Here is a 17,273-nt window from a genome sequence, read left to right as displayed (position 1 = left end):
CCGCAGGTCGCGCTCACCGAAACCCACCACTATCGGGGGTCGGGGGTGGCTGCTGCCAGTGTCGCGATGAGCGGCAGTGCGCGGGTGATCAATTCGACGAGGGCGTCACGGTCCACTCCCGCTGAATCCTGCAGCCAGCGAACGGTCACCTGCTCGGTAAAGGTGACCCAACCGTGCACGGCGAGTTCGATCAGCGGTGTGCGCGTCAGTTCGAGCAGCTCGGCCAGCGACAACACCCGCTCGGCCATCACGGTCCGGGTGTGGTCGGCGACCTCACGCATCGCCGGATCCGAGGCACCGCTCCCCTGCAAGATCGCGAGATATGCCGAACGGTTCGCCGACACGTAGTCGATGTACTGGGCCAGCGATGCCCGGGCGATCTCGATCGGATCGCCGAGACTCAGATCGGGTTCGGTTCGCGCGAGCATCCGCCTGCTCTGTTCCGTGGTCAGTGCGACCAGGAAGTCCTGCTTCGACTCGAAATAGTGGAAGAGCAGAGCCCGCGACACGCCGGCCGCCTCGGCGACCTCCTCGACGGACACCTGGTCGAGCGCACGGTTGTCGAGCATCCGCAGACCGTGGCTGATCAGCTGATCACGCCGTGCCTGTGGGCTCATCCGGGTTCGCCGAGCGGTCGTCACGCGTCCGATAGTACTGACTCTTCGTCAATAGTCGGGGTCGTGCTCGACGTTCCGCTATTGACAGCTCGTCAATAGGCGGTATGTTCGTACCCATGAACGTTGTAAAGATCGCCATCATCGGCGCAGGCTTTTCCGGATTGGGTGCTGCTGTCAAGCTGCAGCAGAACGGTTTCGACGACTTCGTCATCCTCGACCGCGGCAGCAATTTCGGTGGTACCTGGCGCGACAACACTTATCCCGGTGCGGCATGCGACGTCCCCTCGCACCTGTACTCCTACTCATTTGCGCTCAACCCCTCGTGGAGCCGCTCCTTCTCGCAGCAGCCCGAGATCCACAAGTACATCAACGGCGTCGCCGACAAGTACGACCTGGGGTCGCGGACCCAGTGGAACACCGAGGTCATCAAGACCGCCTGGGACGAAAAGGCCGGCCACTGGGTGATCGACACCGACAAGGGTCAGTGGGAGGCAGAGTTCCTCATCGGCGGGATCGGGCCCCTCTGCGAGCCCAAGCTCCCCGACGTCACCGGCATCGAGAGCTTCACCGGCGAGATCTTCCACTCGGCGCGGTGGAACCATGACTACGAGCTGGCCGGTAAGCGCGTAGCAGTGATCGGAACCGGCGCCTCGGCCATCCAGATCATCCCCGAGTTGGCCAAGAAGGTCGGGCGACTCGACGTCTACCAGCGCACTGCCCCCTGGGTCCTGCCGCGTGCCGACCGGCCGTACTCCGCCAAGGAGAACTGGGCGTTCAAGAACATCCCCGGATTCCAGCGCGCGGTGCGCGCGAGCATCTACGCCTCGCATGAACTGGTCTCGTTCGGCCTCACCCATCAGCCGAACGTCCTGGCACCCGCCAAGATCATCGGCAAGCAGAACATCGCTCGCGGTATCTCCGACCCGGCGCTCCGGGCGAAGGTCACCCCGAACTGGAAGGTCGGCTGCAAGCGGATCCTGTTGTCGAACACCTACTACCCGGCGCTGAACCAGTCCAACGTCGAGTTGGTCACCGACCCGATCAAGGAAGTCACCAGCAGCGGCATCATCACTGCCGATGGCGTGAGCCGCGAGGTCGACGCCATCGTCATCGCGACCGGCTTCCACGTCACCGACTCCCCCACGTTCGAGCACATCATCGGCAAGGACGGGCGCAGCCTCGCCCAGGTCTGGGAGGCCGAGGGGATGAATGCCTACAAGGGTTCGACCGTCAACGGCTTCCCCAACATGTTCCTGATGGTGGGACCGTCCACCGGGCTGGGCCACACCTCGATGGTCTACATGATCGAGTCCCAGCTCAACTACCTCGTCGACTACTTCAAACTGTCCCGCCAGTACGGGATCTCCCGGGTGGAGGTGCGCGCAGACGCACAGCACGATTACAACGTCACCATCCAGAAGAATCTCAAGACAAGTGTCTGGGAGACCGGCGGCTGCGCGAGCTGGTACAAGGACAAGTTCGGCAACATCACCACGCTGTGGCCAGGATTCACCTTCAACTACCGGCGCCTGACCCGTAAGTTCGACCTGGCTGCGTACGACACCTCGACCGCGGCCGCGATCGCTCCCGCGGCAGGCGATGGCGATGGCACGACCAACACACTGAAAGAAGCGGTGACGTCATGAAGGACTTCAGGGGCAAAGTGGCCGTGGTGACCGGCGCCGGTTCGGGCATGGGTCGCGACCTGGCACTCCAGCTCGCAGCCAAGGGCGCCAAGGTCGCCATCTCGGACGTCAATCCCGCCGGTCTCGACGAGACCGAGCGCATGCTCAAAGAGCAAGGCGCCGAAGTACATTCGCAGCTGCTCAACGTTGCCGAACGCGAAGCCGTCCTCACCTACGCGGACGATGTCGCCCAGCATTTCGGCAAGGTCAACCTCATCATCAACAACGCCGGCATCGCGCATCACGGTGAGGTCGAGCTGACCGAGTTCAAGCAGTACGAGCGCGTGATGGACGTGGACTACTGGGGCGTGGTGAACGGGACCAAAGCGTTCCTGCCGTACCTCATCGCATCGGGCGACGGGCATGTCGTGAACACCTCGTCGTTGTTCGGCATCCTGGCCATGCCGGGTCAGAGTGCCTACAACGCGGCAAAGTTCGCGGTCCGCGGCTTCACCGAATCGCTGTACCAGGAGATGCGGATCGCCGGACATCCGGTGAACGTCACCTGCGTCCATCCCGGTGGCATCAAGACGGCGATCGCCCGCAACGCCACCGTGTCCGAAGGGCACGACCAGAAGAACACCGCCGAGTTGTTCGACAAGAAGCTGGCCCGCACCACGTCGGCACGGGCCGCGGAGATCATCATCAAGGCGATCGAGCGCAACCGTCCACGGGTTCTTGTCGGCGCCGACGCCAAGGTGCTCGATCTGCTGGTTCGCGCCGGCGGATCCATGTACGAGATCGTCAACAGCAAGCTGGCGGTCAGGTTGCTGCCGAAGGCGGACCCGTCGCCCGTGACCTCCACGTCTCCGCTCCTCTGACCCCTGGCGATCATGGAACTGAAACCATTTCTGTCGGTCCCGGCCGGCGAACTCATCTTCCGGCCGCTGTTCGCACTCACCCTCAATTCGCGGTGGTCGCCGCAGACCCAGCGCACGCTGCTGGAGATGAGTACGTTGCTGCTGCCGAGGGTGCCTCACTCGGTGATCCGGTCGGTGACCCTGGGTGATCGGTCTGCCGAGCGGGTCAGTGTCGGGGCCACCGAACACGGTCGGGCGGTGCTGTATCTGCACGGCGGTGCCTACATCGTCGGGTCCCCGACCACTCATCGGGCGCTGACCACCACGCTCGCGCGGGCCGCAGGCGCCGAGGTCTATGCCCTCGACTACCGGCTTGCACCCGAGCATCCGATGCCCGCCGCGGTCGATGACTCGGTTGCCGCCTACCTCGCCCTGCTCGAACGCGGATACAGTCCCGAGTCCGTGGCGATCGCAGGCGATTCGGCAGGCGGCGGGCTCAGCGTGGCCACGGCGCGGGTGTTGATCGACGAGCACGGGGTCACCCCCGCGGCGCTCGGCCTGATCTCACCATGGGTGAACCCTGCCGGGGTGTCGGAGGATCTCGGCACCGACATCGTCGTGAACCTCGAGTGGTCGCGTCAGGGCGCAGCCGCCTACCTCGGAGACGGCGATCCCACCGATCCCCGGTATGCGCCGGCCGTCGGACCTTTGGAGGGTCTGCCGCCCACGCTGGTCCAGATCGGTCAGCGTGAATTGTTGCTCGAGCAGGTCACCGAGTTCGTCGCGTCCCTGCGTGAGGCAGGGGTCGACGTCACCGCATCCGATCTCGGTCCGCTGTGGCACGTGGCGCACACCGCGGCACCGCTGGTGACCGAGGCTGCTGCAGCGGTCGACGACCTGGGTCGATTCCTCGGTGATCGGCTGCGGTACTCACAGGCTGTGCTCGCCGAGCCAGCGGGTCGCAACGCCGGATAACTCCGCACCACCGTCGACCTCGGCCGCCATGGTGGTCAGGTCGGCGGTGGTCAACTCGCCCGCAACCTTGTTCATCGCGCGGAACAACGTCCGGCTGAGCGCAGCGGTGCGGAAGACCGGCACCAGGTCCTGCGCCCGCATCGCGTCGTTGCCGTCGTCGAGACCCTGGAGTCCGGCGTCGTCGGCCACCACGCCCAATGCCGAGAACAACCCTGCGGCGCGGCCCGCGGCCACTTCCGCGACCGCCGCCTGCGCATCCATCACCCGAGCGGGACCGAAAGCGCATCCCGCCCCGGCCAGCTCGCTGACCGTCTGCGGCGCCGGTTCCACCACGGTGACCAGAGGCAGCCCTGCCGGGAGTGCGGCGCATTCCGCGAGTTCATCGATGTCGGCCGTGGCCGCGAGGTCACTGGAGACGAACACCAGCGGCTTGTTCTGCACAGTGGTGGCATCGCCTGCCGAGACACCTTGCGGTAGTGCCTGATTGAGCTGGTTGTAGACGTCCTCCGACGTGCGTCCCGATGCCCCCGGATCGAGCTGTGCCAGCAATTCTCCGGACCACGCCGGGAACAGATCCACTGTGCGGTTGTCCATCTGGTCGAGCAGGCCACCGTAGTCGGCCACCGGATGTTCGTCCGAGACCGCCGCCCCTGCCCCGCGAAGAGCTCCCGCATAGATGGCTGTGGCAACTCGACTCGGCGTATCGGCCGTCGACCCCATCACCAGCTCCTGCGGCGCGGGTCCCGGGTCCGAACAACCGGCGACCATCAGCGCGCAGGCCACCACCAAGACCGGCACAACTCGTCGAATGTGCTGCAGTAGAGCGGAATTCACCCTTGCTTGGCCACCCTGGCAACAGCGTCGGCGACCGCGGGTGCCACTCGGGGGTCCAGCGGGCTCGGCACGATCATCTCTGCCGACAGGTCATCGCCGAGGACCTCGACGATCGCGTCGGCGGCGGCCAACTTCATCTCCTCGGTGATGCGTCGTGCGCCCGCGTCGAGCGCTCCACGGAACACTCCCGGGAAGGCCAGCACATTGTTGATCTGGTTCGGGAAGTCACTGCGACCCGTGGCGACCACTGCCGCGTACTTGCGTGCGACATCGGGATGGACCTCGGGATCAGGATTGGACAGAGCGAAGATGATCGCGTCGGAATTCATCGTCGCGAGGGCCTCCTCGGGCACCTTTCCGGCACTCACCCCCAGGAACACATCGGCATCGACGAGGGCGTCCGACAACGATCCAGTCCTGCCGTCGGGGTTGGTGCGCCCGGCCATGTCGACTTTGACGTCGTGCAGGTTGTCGCGGCCACTGTGCACGATGCCCTTGCTGTCGATCACCGTGACGTCGGCGATGCCGTCGGCTAGCAGGATGTTGGCGCAGGCCACGCCGGCGGCGCCGCACCCCGAGATGACGATCTTGAGGGTGCTGCGGTCCTTCTTCAGCAGCTTGGTCGCCGCCTTCAGCGCCGCGAGCACCACGATGGCGGTGCCGTGCTGATCGTCGTGCATGACCGGACAGTCAAGGGCTTCGATCACCCGCTTCTCGATCTCGAAACACCGCGGCGCCGAGATGTCCTCCAGGTTCACCGCACCGAAGGAGTGCCGCAGGCGGATCAGCGTCTCGACGATCTCGTCGGGGTCCTTGGTACTGAGCACCAGGGGGATCGAGTCGAGCCCGGCGAAGTTCTTGAACAGCGCCGACTTGCCCTCCATGACAGGCAGTGAGGCACTAGGACCGATGTCACCGAGCCCCAGCACCGCACTGCCGTCGCTGACCACCGCGACGAGACGATTGGTCCAGGTGTAGCGCCGGGCCAGTTCGGGGTCGGCCGCGATGGCCCGGGACACCTCGGCGACGCCGGGTGTGTAGGCGATGGACAGAGCACGCTTGGTGTCGAGCGGCGAGGTGATACTCACGGACAATTTGCCACCCTCATGGCCGGCGAAGATCTCGTCGCGGGTGATTGTCGATGCGTCGGCGTCGGGGGCGGGCAGTTCACTGCCCATCAGGTCAGTCACGCCGATCACGCTACTTCAACCCAAAAGCTCTCACGGCCATACCTGGTAGTCGTGAGGTTGTCTCGGGTGGTCGTGACGTGTTCGCAGCCCGCACTCCACCGATTCGACATCAACCAGCACCGATGATCCAGGCGCAATCCCGCTGCCGTGGCCCTGCGCAGCCACCGGAATCGGCGGGCGCCACGGTTCCGGGCGTAGCATCCCCCGTGGACTTTCGCCACGCACAGACAAGGGAGGTGCCATGCCGCCGCGGCCGCATCTGCGTACCAGCACACCAGGCAAACCCTCCTCCAGGGTGCCCATCCCGCCGTCACGTGCAGTCGTCGACTGTGCGGTGTACGTCGACGGCAAACGCCTCCCGGGGCTGCGCACGTTCAGTCACGCCCTCGACGAGGTGCGCTCCACCGGACGGGGCTACGTGTGGGTGGGTCTGCACTCCCCCGACAGCAGGCAGATGGAAGGGGTGGCCAACACGTTCGGCCTGCACGAACTGATGGTCGAAGACGCTGTGCAAGCCCATCAGCGGCCGAAACTCGAGCAATACGACAACACGTTGTTCCTGGTACTGAAGACCGTCAAATACGTTGCCCACGAATCTCTACAGGTGGCGAACGAGGTCGTCGAGACCGGCGAGATCATGGTCATGGCAGGCAACGAGTTCGTGATCACGGTGCGCCACGGTGACCACACAGGGCTCTCGGGGGTTCGCAAGCAACTCGAGGAACTTCCCGAACGCCTGGCTCTGGGGCCCACCGCGGTGATGCATGCCGTGGCCGACCATGTGGTCGACACCTATGTCGACGTGACCGCCGCGGTCGAGTACGACGTCGATGCGCTCGAAGAGAACGTCTTCTCGCCCGGCCGCCGGATCGAGATCGAACCCGTCTACCTCCTCAAGCGCGAGGTCATGGAGTTGCGCCGGGCCGTCGACCCACTCGACGCGGCGCTGCGCCGGCTCACCTCGTCCGAGGACAAGTTGATCCCCAAAGAGGTCCGGCGCTATTTCCGCGACGTCCAAGACCATCACACCAGCGTCAACGAGCGGATCGCGAGTTACGACGAGGTCCTGACATCGCTGATCGACGCCGCATTGGCCAAGGTCGGCATCCAGCAGAACACCGACATGCGCAAGATCTCGGCATGGGTGGCCATCGCGTCGGTGCCCACGATGATCGCGGGTATCTACGGGATGAACTTCGACAACATCCCCGAACTGCACTGGAAGTACGGCTACTTCGTAGTGCTGACGTTGCTGGCCACGATCTGCGTGGGACTCTGGCGGACGTTCCGGCGCAATCACTGGCTGTGACCATGGCCCCGCGCCCGCGGACGACAGTCAACCGATGGTGGCGCCCGCCCTCACCGGGTCGTTCACGTCGATCCCGGCTTCGGTCCACGCTGCGCGGAGTGCGTCCACCCCTTTGAGCCGGACCCACGCCGCCTCGTTTGCCGTGACGGGGATCGCCCGAAAGAAATGCACGTCTTCGAGGTCGCCGGGTATCTCGCACGGCGCGATCTTGTCGTCCTCGAGTACAACAGCTGTGAAGGTCGCCCCTTCCCACAGGGGTTCGCCGAGATCGATCAGCGCATCGGCGGTCAAGACCAACCCTTCCACCGCAGGCGCCGCGGCCAGCATCGCGACCGTACGGTGCAGCCCGCGCAGCTGTGTGGAACGGGCTGAGGCATCGGACAGACGCATCCGGATCACCACCTCCGCGCGGGGTCCCGCCGTCGGATCCACGATCAGCTGGTCCGGCTCTCCCATCGGATGCCGGCTGCAGCCGAGCGACACGTACGCCACGCTGCTGGGCACGATCGAAAACCGAAGGACGTCAATCGATTCGAGCCCGAGGAAGGTGACCGACGCCCGCTGGGGTTCGACGTCGTCGAACATTCCACGCAGGTGCGCCGACACCCGATCGATCACCGACGACTCCGACTCGCTCACACGCTCAGGGTAATCCCCCTCATCTGGGCCGTAATCGCGGTCTTCGGCACGTCATCACCCGGCCGCGTCTAGGGTCGAACACGTGGTGCGTGTGCTTTCGGTATCGGACGAGGTCGTCGACAGCCTCTACTACGGGGTTGCCGAGGAGTTGGCGCCCGACCTGATCGTCGCTGCCGGTGACCTGCCCTTTGACTATCTCGAGAAGCTCATGGCCCATTTCGGTGTTCCATGCGTCTTCGTACCCGGCAACCACGACCGGGACCTGTCCGGCTTCAAGAAGACCCGGGCGGGCTGGACCGAGGCAGGGTTGCCGGTCCGTGATCCGGGGCCCGAGGGCGCGGTGAACGCCGACGGCCGCATCGTCACGGTGGCCGGTGTGCGCATTGCCGGACTGGGTGGCTGTATCCGCTACAACGACGGCCCCAATCAGTACCGGGAGGCGACCCAGCGTCAACGGGCCAATCGACTGGCTTTGCGCCGCTTCGCGTATCGGATGATGCCCGGCAAGTCGGCTGTCGACATCCTGCTCACGCACAGTCCGGCGCGCGGCATCGGGGACGCCGAAGACGGCCCGCATCGCGGATTCCGCTGTTTCCTCCCGCTGGTCTACCGGTTGCGTCCACAGCTCCTGCTCCATGGCCACATCCACCCCCACGGCCAGACCCCGATGGATCACACCATCCTGCTCAAGACGATGCCGGGCAAAACCCTGCGCCGCAGCACACTCTCGGTGAACACCGTCGGCTACTGCCTGTTCGACATCGAGCCCGGAGGAACCGGGATCCGGATACACCGGAGACGCCATGGCGCGTGACACCGGATTCCCCAGCGCCGACGCCGAGAACGACTTCAGCAGGCAACGCAGACGAGCCGAGCTGGCGCGTCTGTCGGCCTGGCTCACCCGACAACCCGCAGACGTCAACACGGTCCTGCCGTTCGACGAAGTCGTTGCGGCCCTGGGTAAGACGGGCGAGACGTTCCTCGGGCTCACCGTGGTCGAGGTCTCCACGATCGTCGGCAGCGTGGACCGCACCCGCGACTTCGACCGCTACTTCCGGCCCACGTCGGCCCGCGTACGCGAACGTTGGCAGCGGCTTGCCACCGCCCAGCGGCGCGGTGAATCCGTACCGCCGGTGCAGCTCTACCGCATCGGCGACATGCACTTCGTCATCGACGGGCACCACCGCGTCTCGATCGCGATCTCACGACATTTCACGACAATCGACGCGTACGTGACCGTGATCCACACCCGCATCTCCCCCGAGGGCATCACCGCTCGATCCGATCTTGTCCTCAAGGACCATCGGCGCCTGTTCTTGTCCCGGGTCCCGCTGGAAGGCAAGCAACGCGAGGCCATTTCGTTCGAGGACCCTTTCGACTACGCCGAGTGCGCCGAGAACGTGGAGGCCTGGGGGTTTCGGCTCAGCCAGGAGACCGGCACGTTCCTGAGCCGGGTGGAGGTCGCCCGTCGGTGGTTCGGCGAGGAGTTCCTGCCGGTGGTGCGGATGGCTCGGCGCGCCGAGATACTCCCCGAGGTGACAAGCGACGCCGAGCTCTATCTGTGGCTGGCCTCGGAACGATACCGCTTGGTACGCAAGCACATCTGGGACGAAGCAATCATCGACGAGCTGCGTGAACATTCCCGTCGCAGGCGCAAGCCGACCTGATCGCACGCGTGGCCCACGCGCCCTGTCCACACGCATCTACAACGTAGCGAGCCCGGCGGGATCACCCGCCGGGCTCGGCTGTCGATCGGTGCTACTACAGGCTGAGGTTGTGACCGCTCGCCTGATCGAACACCGACACCTTGGAGGTGTCGTAGAAGAGCTCTGCCTGCTGCCCCTTGCCGATGTTCGACTCCGGTGAGAGGCGGGCGATCAGTTGGCCGCTACCCATCTGCGCACCGGCATCTGCGGCGATGTCCGCCAGCGCCTTGGCGGACGACTGGCCGCCCTCGACGGTGAAGTGCGCGTAGTTGTCCGAGCCCATCGACTCGAGCACGCTGATCTGCACGGTGAAGGTGGCTCCCTTGGACCGAGCCAGCGGGTCGACCAGACGAGCATCCTCGAAGTGCTCCGGCCGGATGCCGATGAGCACCTCACCATTGCTGCGAGCATGTTTGGCGTTCTCCACCACTCGCCGCATATCACTGACCGCCACCTCACCGATCGCGGTCTCGATGCCGTTCTGGGTGAGGCGCCCGGGCAGGAAGTTCATGGCCGGCGAGCCGATGAACCCGGCGACGAACAGGTTCGACGGCCGGTTGTAGAGCTCCTGCGGAGAACCGATCTGCTGCACCAGGCCGGCGCGCAGGACCACAACCCGGTCGCCGAGTGTCATGGCCTCGGTCTGGTCGTGGGTGACGTAGACCGTGGTGGTGCCGAGACGCTGCTGCAGCTGGGCGATCTCGGTACGGGTCTGCACACGCAGCTTCGCATCGAGGTTCGACAGCGGCTCGTCCATCAGGAACGCCTTGGGCGAGCGCACGATCGCGCGGCCCATGGCCACCCGCTGCCGTTGACCACCGGAGAGGTTGGCCGGCTTGCGGTCGAGGTACTGCCCGAGGTCGAGGATGCGTGCTGCCTCGTCGACCTTCTGGGCGATCTCGGCCTTGGGCATCTTCGCCAGGGTCAGCGGGAACGCGATGTTGTCACGCACCGTCATGTGCGGGTACAGCGCGTAGGACTGGAACACCATCGCGATGTCACGATCCTTCGGTGCCTTCTCGTTGACCCGTTCTCCGGCGATGCGGAGTTCACCGGAGGAGATGTCCTCCAGACCGGCGATCATGTTGAGGGTGGTGGACTTTCCACAACCCGACGGGCCCACCAAGATGATGAACTCGCCGTCGGCGATGGTGATGTCGACGTCGTTGACGGCCACAGAACCGTCCGGGTATTTCTTGCTCACCTTGTCCAGCACGATTTCGGCCATTGGCTATCCCTTCACGGCGCCGGAGGTCAGACCGGCAACGATACGACGTTGGAACAAGAGGACAAAGATGATGATCGGGATCGTGATGACCACGGCCGCAGCCGCGATGGATCCCGTGGGTTCTTCGAACTGGCTGCTGCCGGTGAAGTTCGCGATCGCCACAGGGGCGGTGATCGAACGCTCCGTCGATGTCAGCGAGATCGCTAGCAACAGGTCGTTCCAGGCGAAGATGAACACGAGGATGGCAGCGGTCACGATGCCCGGTGCGGCCAGTGGCGCAATCACCTTGCGGAAGGCCTGAGCCGGGGTGGCGCCGTCCATTTTCGCAGCTTTCTCCAGCTCCCAAGGGATCTCACGGAAGAACGCGGACAACGTGTAGATCGCCAGCGGCAGCGCGAAGGTGATGTACGGGATGATCAGGCCGGCCCAGGTGTCGAAGAGCCCGAGACGCCGCTCGATGTTGAACAACGGTGTCACCAGCGAGATCTGCGGGAACATGGCGATCAGCAGGGCTGCGCCGATCAGCGCCTTCTTGCCCGGGAAGTCAAGCCGCGCAACAGCGTAGGCGGCCATCGTGCCCAGGGTCACCGCGATCACCGTCGTGATCAGCCCGATTCCGATCGAGTTGATCAGCGCCGAGGTGAACGCACTGGTGTCGAAGATGCTGGTGTAGTTCTCCCAGGTCCAGGACGTCGGAATGAACTTGCCGTCCTTCACAGAGCCGGGTGGCTTGAACGACAGGCTGATGATCCACAGCACCGGGATCAGTGCGTAGAGGACAACCAGCAGGTTGATGACGGTCCAGCCGACACGTCGGCCCATCACTGTGTTCATGGCTCAGTCACCGTCCTTCTGCGTCGGAGCCGGGTGCCGCGGCACCGAACAGCTTGATGAAGACGAAGGCGATGATCGCCACGCACAGGAAGATGAGGACACTGATCGCTGATCCAACTCCTAGGTTGAACGCCTTGAAGAGGTTGTCGTAGCCCAACATCGACACCGAATAGGTGTTGTTGCTACCTCGGGTGAGGATGTAGATGTTGTCGAACACCCGGAACGCATCCAGGGTGCGGAACAGGAGTGCGACGAGGATCGCCGGCTTCATCAGCGGCAGGATGATCTTCGTCAGGCGCGTCCACGCTCCGGCGCCGTCCATCTGTGCGGCCTTGAGCAGGTCGTCGGGCACCAGCGCCAGGCCGGCCAGGAGGAGCAACGCCATGAACGGTGTGGTCTTCCAGACCTCGGCCAACACGATCACCGCCAGCGACGGCCACTGCTCCGTCAAAGGTGCTGTGCCGTCGGGCAGCAGATTGGCCAGGTAGCCGGTGTCCGGCGTCCACGCGTAGTACCACGAGAACGCGGCGACCACGGTGACGATGCCGTAAGGGATCAGCACCAGGGTGCGAATCGCCCCCTTGCCGAACAGGGTTCGGTGCATCACCAGCGCGATGGCCATGCCCAGCACCAGCTCGATCACCACCGAGACGACGGTGATCCCCAGCGTGACGCTGAAGGCCGTCCACCAGTAGCTGTCGCTCAGCACGGTCGCGTAGTTCGAGAACCCGATGAACTCGTCCTGCCCGGGTGCCGACAGGCTTGCCTTCTGCAGACTCAGCCAGAAGGCGTACACGATCGGGTACCCGGTCACCAGGATCATCAGGACCACGGCGGGTGCGATGAGCAGCAATCCCAGGCGCCGTTCGGCGCGCTTTCCCTCGCTCAGCGCCGGCTTCTTCTTGCCGGTGCTCTGCGGCGCGTTCTGCGTCTCGATAGTTGCGGTCACGGGATCAGCCCCTCACCCTTGATGGCTTTGTCGACCTGATCGGCGAGCTGGTCGACCAAGGTCTCCGGATCCCAGGCGCCGACCGGACTGAGCTTGGCCACCAGCAACGTCGAAATTGCTTGATAGACGGGCGATGCCGGACGCAACGCAGCGTTCTCGCTCTCGAGCTGCGTCTTGATCTGTTGCCCCATCGGGTACGCGGCCTGGAAGTCCGGGTCGTCGTAGATCGCCGCCAACGTGGGCGGGGTACCACCACTGATGGAGTACAGCTTCTGCGACTCCTCGTTGGTCATGCACTCGGCAGCCTTGAACGCAAGATCCTTCTGCTCCGAGGTGTCGGCGACCGCGATGTTCACGCCGCCGAGGGTCACCTTGGAGGGAACCTCCGGAAGGACACCCGGGTACCTGGCGAAGTCGAACTTGGTGCGCACCACGTCGTTGACCGGTGCGAGTTCGTTGTCCGGCGGCGGGTTGTCCGGATCGGCGAACAAGGGGCCGAACTCCTGCTTCACCTCGGGCAAGAACGCCACATCACCGGCTCCGGCGTTGGACCGCATCGAGGGAAACACGAACGGCCAGTTGACCTCGAAGGTCGCCTTGCCCGATTCCATGCCCAGGCGGGCCGAGGACTCATCACTGTTGGTGATGGACGGGTCGGCACCGGGCGCGGTGGCGACCGACTTGAGGGTCTGCAGCGCCTTCACCGTGGCCGCGCGATGTTCCGGGGTGTCGTTGAGCGTCTGCTTGTTCGGATCGTTCGGGTCGACGACCTGGCCCCCGGCACTGGAGAGCACCGAGTTGAACCAGACCATCAAACCCTCGTATTGCTTGCCCTGGACCATGATGTAGCTCGGTCCACCGGCCTTGCGGATGATCTCGTTGTCCGCCAGCATCTCGTCCCAGGTGACGGGCGGCGTGTCCTTGTTGAGGAACTGCTGCAGCACATCGGGTCGGTACCAGAGGAGCTGGGTGTTGGTCCACGTGGGAATGGCGTAGAGGCGTTTGGCCTCGTCGTCGTCGGTCTTCCAGACAGCGGTTTCGTATGGCCCGCCAAGGGTGTCGGCCTTGATGCGCGCGGCCAACTCGTCAGGAACCGGTTCGATCCAGCCCGCGTCGGCGAACTCGGCGGTCCACACCACGTCCATGCCCATCAGGTCGAGGCCGTGGTCGTTGCCCGCGAGCCGCCGTGCCAACTGCAGACGCTGATCGTCGGCTGCCTTGGGCAGCGCGAACGTGTTGATCTTGTACTCGCCTTTGAATTCGCTGCGCAGGTCTCGGCGGCCTGCTTGATGAACGATGCGCCGTCGGCGGGTGCGTACACGTTGAGCGTGCCCGGCGTGGAACCCGAACTGCACGCGCTGAGCACCGGCAGTGCCACAGCCACTGCAGCACAAGATATTCCGAGCTTCTTCCAGGCGGCGACCTTCTTGGGCCCACCGATTGTCTTGGCTCTTGCGGATTTGTCGTCCACCGCGGGTGGATCACCGTTGCACTGCACGCAGCCTCCTCGATGAGTCGCCGGTGCGCGCAGAGATCTCGGCGCACACCATTGATTGCCTGCGACGTACGTTATAGGCGTTAAATAGTGACACGCAACACAATCGGCATGATCGTGCCAACTCGAGACCAAATCGTTGACTGCAGAAAGGCCCTGACCTGCGCCGGGCAGGGCAGCTACGGCTGCAGGCGACTCAACATGTCGCGGGCGCGTTCGGCACTGCGCGGATCGCACAACACGTCGTACCGTCCGGCGACGAGCTGCATCGTCGAGGAGAAGTCACGCTGTCCGCGCGTGGCCGCGTAGGGAATAGAGGTGGACACGACGCCGAAGACGATGCCGCCGACGAGCCCGAAGAGCAGCGGCACCAATGGATTGGTGTCCACCACGATGCCGACGAGCAGTCCGAAGAACAGTCCCAGCCAGGCGCCGGACACCACACCTCCGCCGATCACCTTGCCCCATGTCAATCGGCCCAGCACACGCTCGACCTGCATCAGGTCCACACCCACGATGGTGACGTCCTGCACGGCGAAGTTCTCGTCGGAGAGGTAGTCGACGGCACGCTGCGCCTCGGCATAGGTGGTGTACGACCCGATCGGCCAGCCCTTGGGCGGCGTGGGCAGGCCGGGCCCCGGCGCGGGTTTCATCGGATTGCTCATGTCTTCACTCCTTGTTCGAACGCTCGATTCGATTCGCGGCTGTCAGACGTCCACAGGCGACGGTGAACGGGACATGCCCGCAGCGCGGCCCTTGCCGGCAATCACCTCGGCCATCTTCCTGCTCGCCTCATCGATCATCTCACCGCGGAACCGGACGGCGCCGCGTTCGCCGCCTTCGGCGGTCGCCGCGTGTGCATATGCGTCAAGCAATTCCTCGGCGTCGTCGTAGTCGGCCTGCCGCGGCCGGAACACCTCGTTGGCCACATCGATCTGGCTGGGGTGCACCACCCACTTGCCGTCGTAGCCGAGCGCCGCCGAGGACTCGGCGACTGTCCGAAAACCCGCTGCGTCATCGATTTTCAGGTAGGGACCGTCGATCGCCTGCAGACCGTGAGTTCGTGCGGCGACGAGGATTGTCATCAACACGTGGTGATGCGCATCGCCTTTCAGGTAGCCCTGGGGCTGTTCACCGACGGCCAGCGAACGCATGCCGAGGCTGGCCATCATGTCGGCGGGCCCCAGGACCAGCGAGCGCAACCGTGGACTGGCCGAAGCGATCTCATTGATACATGTCAGTCCGGCGGCGTTCTCGATCTGGGCCTGGATCCCGATCTTCCCCGCCGGCAGACCACAGCCCGACTCGAGTTGGCCCAGCATCAGGTCGAGTGCGATGACCTGCGCAGCCGAGGTGACCTTGGGCAGCAAGATGGAGTCGAGGTGGGCGCCGGCACCCTTGACCACGGTGACCGCGTCGTCGACGGTCCACGGTGTGGTCCAGTCGTTGACCCGGACCACTCGCTGTTGCCCGGACCAGTCCGCCGCGCCCAGCGCCGCGATGACCGAGGCCCGTGCGGCCTCTTTCACCGAGGGCGCCACTGCGTCCTCCAGATCGAGGAAGACCTCGTCTGCGGGCAGCCCCCGCGCCTTGGTCAACATCTTCGGACTGCTGGCGGGTACGGCCAGCACCGACCGTCGGATCGCGGTGTCAGAGGCTGGCATGGGACTCCTTTGTCGTCGACCGGGGCTCGCGACCACTACCCTTACAGCCATGGCAGCGGTGAGCAAGGCGTTCGTGGCCAGGCTGGCCGGTCTGGCGGTACTCGGCCCCGATGGTGAATCCATCGGCCGTGTCCGAGATGTGGTGGTGTCGATCCGATTCGGAACCGGCCAACCCCGGGTTCTGGGCTTGGCGGTGGAACTGACCACCCGTCGGCGCATCTTTGTTCCGATGTTGCGCGTCACGGCAATCGAGCCCACATCTGTGACGCTGAACACCGGAACGGTCAGTCTGCGGCGCCTCATCCTGCGTCCGGGCGAGGCGCTGGTTCTCGGCCAGATCGTGGAATCGCGTGTGCAAGTGGATGATCCGGACCTCGAGCACCTTCGTGGTCACGACCTCACGGTGGTCGATCTGGCGATCGAACGTCGCCGCACACGCGACTGGGTGATCTCCCGGGTCGCGGTGCGCGGTGCACGATCGCGGCTCGGTCGACGCGGGGAAACCCATGTCGTGGAATGGAATCACGTACTCGGGCTCACCCAGAGCGCGCTGTCGCTGCCAGGTCAGGGCGTCACCCAGATCCTGTCGCAGTTCGACGGCATGCGGGCTGCGGACGTCGCGCACGCACTCCGGGAACTGCCGTCGAAACGTCGCCAGGAGATCGCGTCGGCCTTCGACGACGAACGGCTGGCCGACGTGGTGCAGGAGTTGCCCACCGACGACCAGACGGACCTGCTCGGGCACATGGAGGTCGAACGGGCCGCAGACGTGCTCGAGGCGATGGACCCCGACGATGCCGCCGACCTGCTCGGCGAACTCCCGGATTCCGAGGCCGAGGCGCTGTTGCAGTTGATGGATCCCCAGGAATCCGAGCCGGTTCGTCGACTCATGTTGCATTCACCGGACACCGCAGGTGGCCTGATGACGACCGAGCCGTTGGTGGTCACCGCCTCGACCACCATCGCCGAAGCCCTGGCCCGGGCACGCAATCCAGATCTCACCCCGGCGTCGGCATCGCTCACCTTCGTGGTGCGACCACCAACCGCCACCCCGACAGGAAAGTACCTCGGCTGCGTGCACATCCAGGCCCTGCTTCGCGAACCGCCGGCCAACCTCGTCGGCGGCATCATCGACGACAGGTTGCCGCATCTGGGATCCGAGGATTCTCTCGAGAAGGTGACCCGGTATTTCGCCACCTACAACCTCGTATGCGGTCCAGTCATCGACGACGACGGTCATCTGCTCGGTGCGGTGACGGTCGACGACCTCCTCGACCACCTGCTGCCCGAGGACTGGCGGGAAACCGAGGGTGAGGACGAGCTGACCACGGAGGGGCCACGATGACGG

Annotated in this window: 16 protein-coding genes and 1 pseudogene; 7 read left to right on the top strand and 10 right to left on the bottom strand. The window is 64.9% G+C overall.

Annotated features, from left to right (window positions below; all coding sequences use genetic code 11):
* Positions 1-29: 29 nt before the first annotated feature.
* Positions 30-641, bottom strand: a complete 612-nt coding sequence (locus MVA47_RS14080) for a TetR/AcrR family transcriptional regulator (RefSeq protein WP_247208389.1) — start codon at positions 639-641, stop codon at positions 30-32.
* Positions 642-733: 92 nt separating this feature from the next.
* Here MVA47_RS14080 and MVA47_RS14075 point away from each other — a divergent pair, with 92 nt between their 5' ends.
* From MVA47_RS14075 to MVA47_RS14065, 3 genes are read left to right on the top strand one after another with little or no spacing between them, the layout of a single operon-like run.
* A complete protein-coding gene (locus MVA47_RS14075) occupies positions 734-2,263 on the top strand; it encodes an NAD(P)/FAD-dependent oxidoreductase (protein WP_247208388.1) in 1,530 nt (509 codons plus the stop codon).
* Positions 2,260-3,123: an SDR family oxidoreductase gene (locus tag MVA47_RS14070; protein ID WP_247208387.1), complete on the top strand. Its 864-nt coding sequence runs from the start codon at positions 2,260-2,262 to the stop codon at positions 3,121-3,123. Before MVA47_RS14075 ends, MVA47_RS14070 begins: the two co-directional genes overlap by 4 nt.
* A gap of 18 nt (positions 3,124-3,141) precedes the next feature.
* A complete protein-coding gene (locus MVA47_RS14065; RefSeq protein WP_374474375.1) occupies positions 3,142-4,077 on the top strand; it encodes an alpha/beta hydrolase in 936 nt (311 codons plus the stop codon).
* Here MVA47_RS14065 and MVA47_RS14060 read toward each other — a convergent pair.
* Positions 4,033-4,911, bottom strand: a complete 879-nt coding sequence (locus MVA47_RS14060; RefSeq protein WP_247208385.1) for a glycine betaine ABC transporter substrate-binding protein — start codon at positions 4,909-4,911, stop codon at positions 4,033-4,035. The two genes, MVA47_RS14065 and MVA47_RS14060, sit on opposite strands and share 45 nt — an antisense overlap.
* Positions 4,908-6,089, bottom strand: a complete 1,182-nt coding sequence (locus tag MVA47_RS14055; protein WP_051721993.1) for an NADP-dependent malic enzyme — start codon at positions 6,087-6,089, stop codon at positions 4,908-4,910. The genes MVA47_RS14060 and MVA47_RS14055 overlap by 4 nt, the downstream gene beginning before the upstream one ends.
* A 253-nt stretch (positions 6,090-6,342) precedes the next feature.
* On the opposite strand from MVA47_RS14055, the gene corA reads away from it, so the two are divergent.
* Entirely contained in the window at positions 6,343-7,410 is a 1,068-nt protein-coding gene (gene corA, locus MVA47_RS14050; protein WP_031332191.1) for a magnesium/cobalt transporter CorA, read from the top strand.
* A gap of 27 nt (positions 7,411-7,437) precedes the next feature.
* Here the strand turns inward: corA and MVA47_RS14045 are convergent, their stop codons facing one another.
* Positions 7,438-7,995, bottom strand: coding sequence for a suppressor of fused domain protein (locus MVA47_RS14045; RefSeq protein WP_247210784.1), 558 nt, complete (start codon positions 7,993-7,995; stop codon positions 7,438-7,440).
* 136 nt (positions 7,996-8,131) lie between these two features.
* On the opposite strand from MVA47_RS14045, the gene MVA47_RS14040 reads away from it, so the two are divergent.
* Both MVA47_RS14040 and MVA47_RS14035 read left to right on the top strand, forming a co-directional pair.
* On the top strand, positions 8,132-8,863 hold the full coding sequence (locus MVA47_RS14040; protein WP_247208384.1) for a metallophosphoesterase: 732 nt from the start codon (positions 8,132-8,134) through the stop codon (positions 8,861-8,863).
* Positions 8,853-9,716, top strand: coding sequence for a chromosome partitioning protein ParB (locus tag MVA47_RS14035; protein ID WP_247208383.1), 864 nt, complete (start codon positions 8,853-8,855; stop codon positions 9,714-9,716). Before MVA47_RS14040 ends, MVA47_RS14035 begins: the two co-directional genes overlap by 11 nt.
* A gap of 94 nt (positions 9,717-9,810) precedes the next feature.
* Here the strand turns inward: MVA47_RS14035 and MVA47_RS14030 are convergent, their stop codons facing one another.
* From MVA47_RS14030 to MVA47_RS14005, 6 genes and pseudogenes are all read right to left on the bottom strand, one after another.
* On the bottom strand, positions 9,811-10,983 hold the full coding sequence (locus tag MVA47_RS14030; protein WP_023957802.1) for an ABC transporter ATP-binding protein: 1,173 nt from the start codon (positions 10,981-10,983) through the stop codon (positions 9,811-9,813).
* A gap of 3 nt (positions 10,984-10,986) precedes the next feature.
* Positions 10,987-11,817, bottom strand: coding sequence for a carbohydrate ABC transporter permease (locus MVA47_RS14025; RefSeq protein ID WP_023957800.1), 831 nt, complete (start codon positions 11,815-11,817; stop codon positions 10,987-10,989).
* 7 nt (positions 11,818-11,824) lie between these two features.
* Positions 11,825-12,754, bottom strand: coding sequence for a carbohydrate ABC transporter permease (locus MVA47_RS14020; protein WP_374474372.1), 930 nt, complete (start codon positions 12,752-12,754; stop codon positions 11,825-11,827).
* A gap of 8 nt (positions 12,755-12,762) precedes the next feature.
* Positions 12,763-14,207 (bottom strand): annotated as a pseudogene (locus MVA47_RS14015) (extracellular solute-binding protein).
* A 233-nt stretch (positions 14,208-14,440) separates the two neighbouring features.
* On the bottom strand, positions 14,441-14,926 hold the full coding sequence (locus tag MVA47_RS14010) for a general stress protein (RefSeq protein ID WP_023957794.1): 486 nt from the start codon (positions 14,924-14,926) through the stop codon (positions 14,441-14,443).
* 42 nt (positions 14,927-14,968) lie between these two features.
* The gene (locus MVA47_RS14005) at positions 14,969-15,925 is read right to left on the bottom strand and encodes a CoA ester lyase (RefSeq protein WP_247208382.1); all 957 of its coding nucleotides are present in this window, start codon (positions 15,923-15,925) and stop codon (positions 14,969-14,971) included.
* A 49-nt stretch (positions 15,926-15,974) separates the two neighbouring features.
* Here MVA47_RS14005 and MVA47_RS14000 point away from each other — a divergent pair, with 49 nt between their 5' ends.
* Positions 15,975-17,270 carry a magnesium transporter MgtE N-terminal domain-containing protein gene (locus MVA47_RS14000; protein WP_030174183.1) on the top strand — a complete coding sequence of 432 codons (1,296 nt, stop codon included), beginning with the start codon at positions 15,975-15,977 and terminating at the stop codon, positions 17,268-17,270.
* Positions 17,271-17,273 lie beyond the last annotated feature (3 nt).

This window comes from Williamsia sp. DF01-3, from assembly GCF_023051145.1.
Lineage (GTDB): Bacteria > Actinomycetota > Actinomycetes > Mycobacteriales > Mycobacteriaceae > Williamsia.
Note: the sequence above shows the minus strand (reverse complement) of the source record. Positions and strands in the feature narration are given on the sequence as shown.

Coding starts and splice junctions, on each gene's coding strand:
- MVA47_RS14075 (WP_247208388.1), top strand. CDS start 734: ATGAACGTTGTAAAGATCGCCATCATCGGCGCAGGCTTTTCCGGATTG.
- MVA47_RS14070 (WP_247208387.1), top strand. CDS start 2,260: ATGAAGGACTTCAGGGGCAAAGTGGCCGTGGTGACCGGCGCCGGTTCG.
- MVA47_RS14055 (WP_051721993.1), bottom strand. CDS start 6,089: ATGGGCAGTGAACTGCCCGCCCCCGACGCCGACGCATCGACAATCACC.
- corA (WP_031332191.1), top strand. CDS start 6,343: ATGCCGCCGCGGCCGCATCTGCGTACCAGCACACCAGGCAAACCCTCC.
- MVA47_RS14045 (WP_247210784.1), bottom strand. CDS start 7,995: ATGTTCGACGACGTCGAACCCCAGCGGGCGTCGGTCACCTTCCTCGGG.
- MVA47_RS14035 (WP_247208383.1), top strand. CDS start 8,853: ATGGCGCGTGACACCGGATTCCCCAGCGCCGACGCCGAGAACGACTTC.
- MVA47_RS14030 (WP_023957802.1), bottom strand. CDS start 10,983: ATGGCCGAAATCGTGCTGGACAAGGTGAGCAAGAAATACCCGGACGGT.
- MVA47_RS14025 (WP_023957800.1), bottom strand. CDS start 11,817: ATGAACACAGTGATGGGCCGACGTGTCGGCTGGACCGTCATCAACCTG.
- MVA47_RS14010 (WP_023957794.1), bottom strand. CDS start 14,926: ATGAGCAATCCGATGAAACCCGCGCCGGGGCCCGGCCTGCCCACGCCG.
- MVA47_RS14005 (WP_247208382.1), bottom strand. CDS start 15,925: ATGCCAGCCTCTGACACCGCGATCCGACGGTCGGTGCTGGCCGTACCC.
- MVA47_RS14000 (WP_030174183.1), top strand. CDS start 15,975: ATGGCAGCGGTGAGCAAGGCGTTCGTGGCCAGGCTGGCCGGTCTGGCG.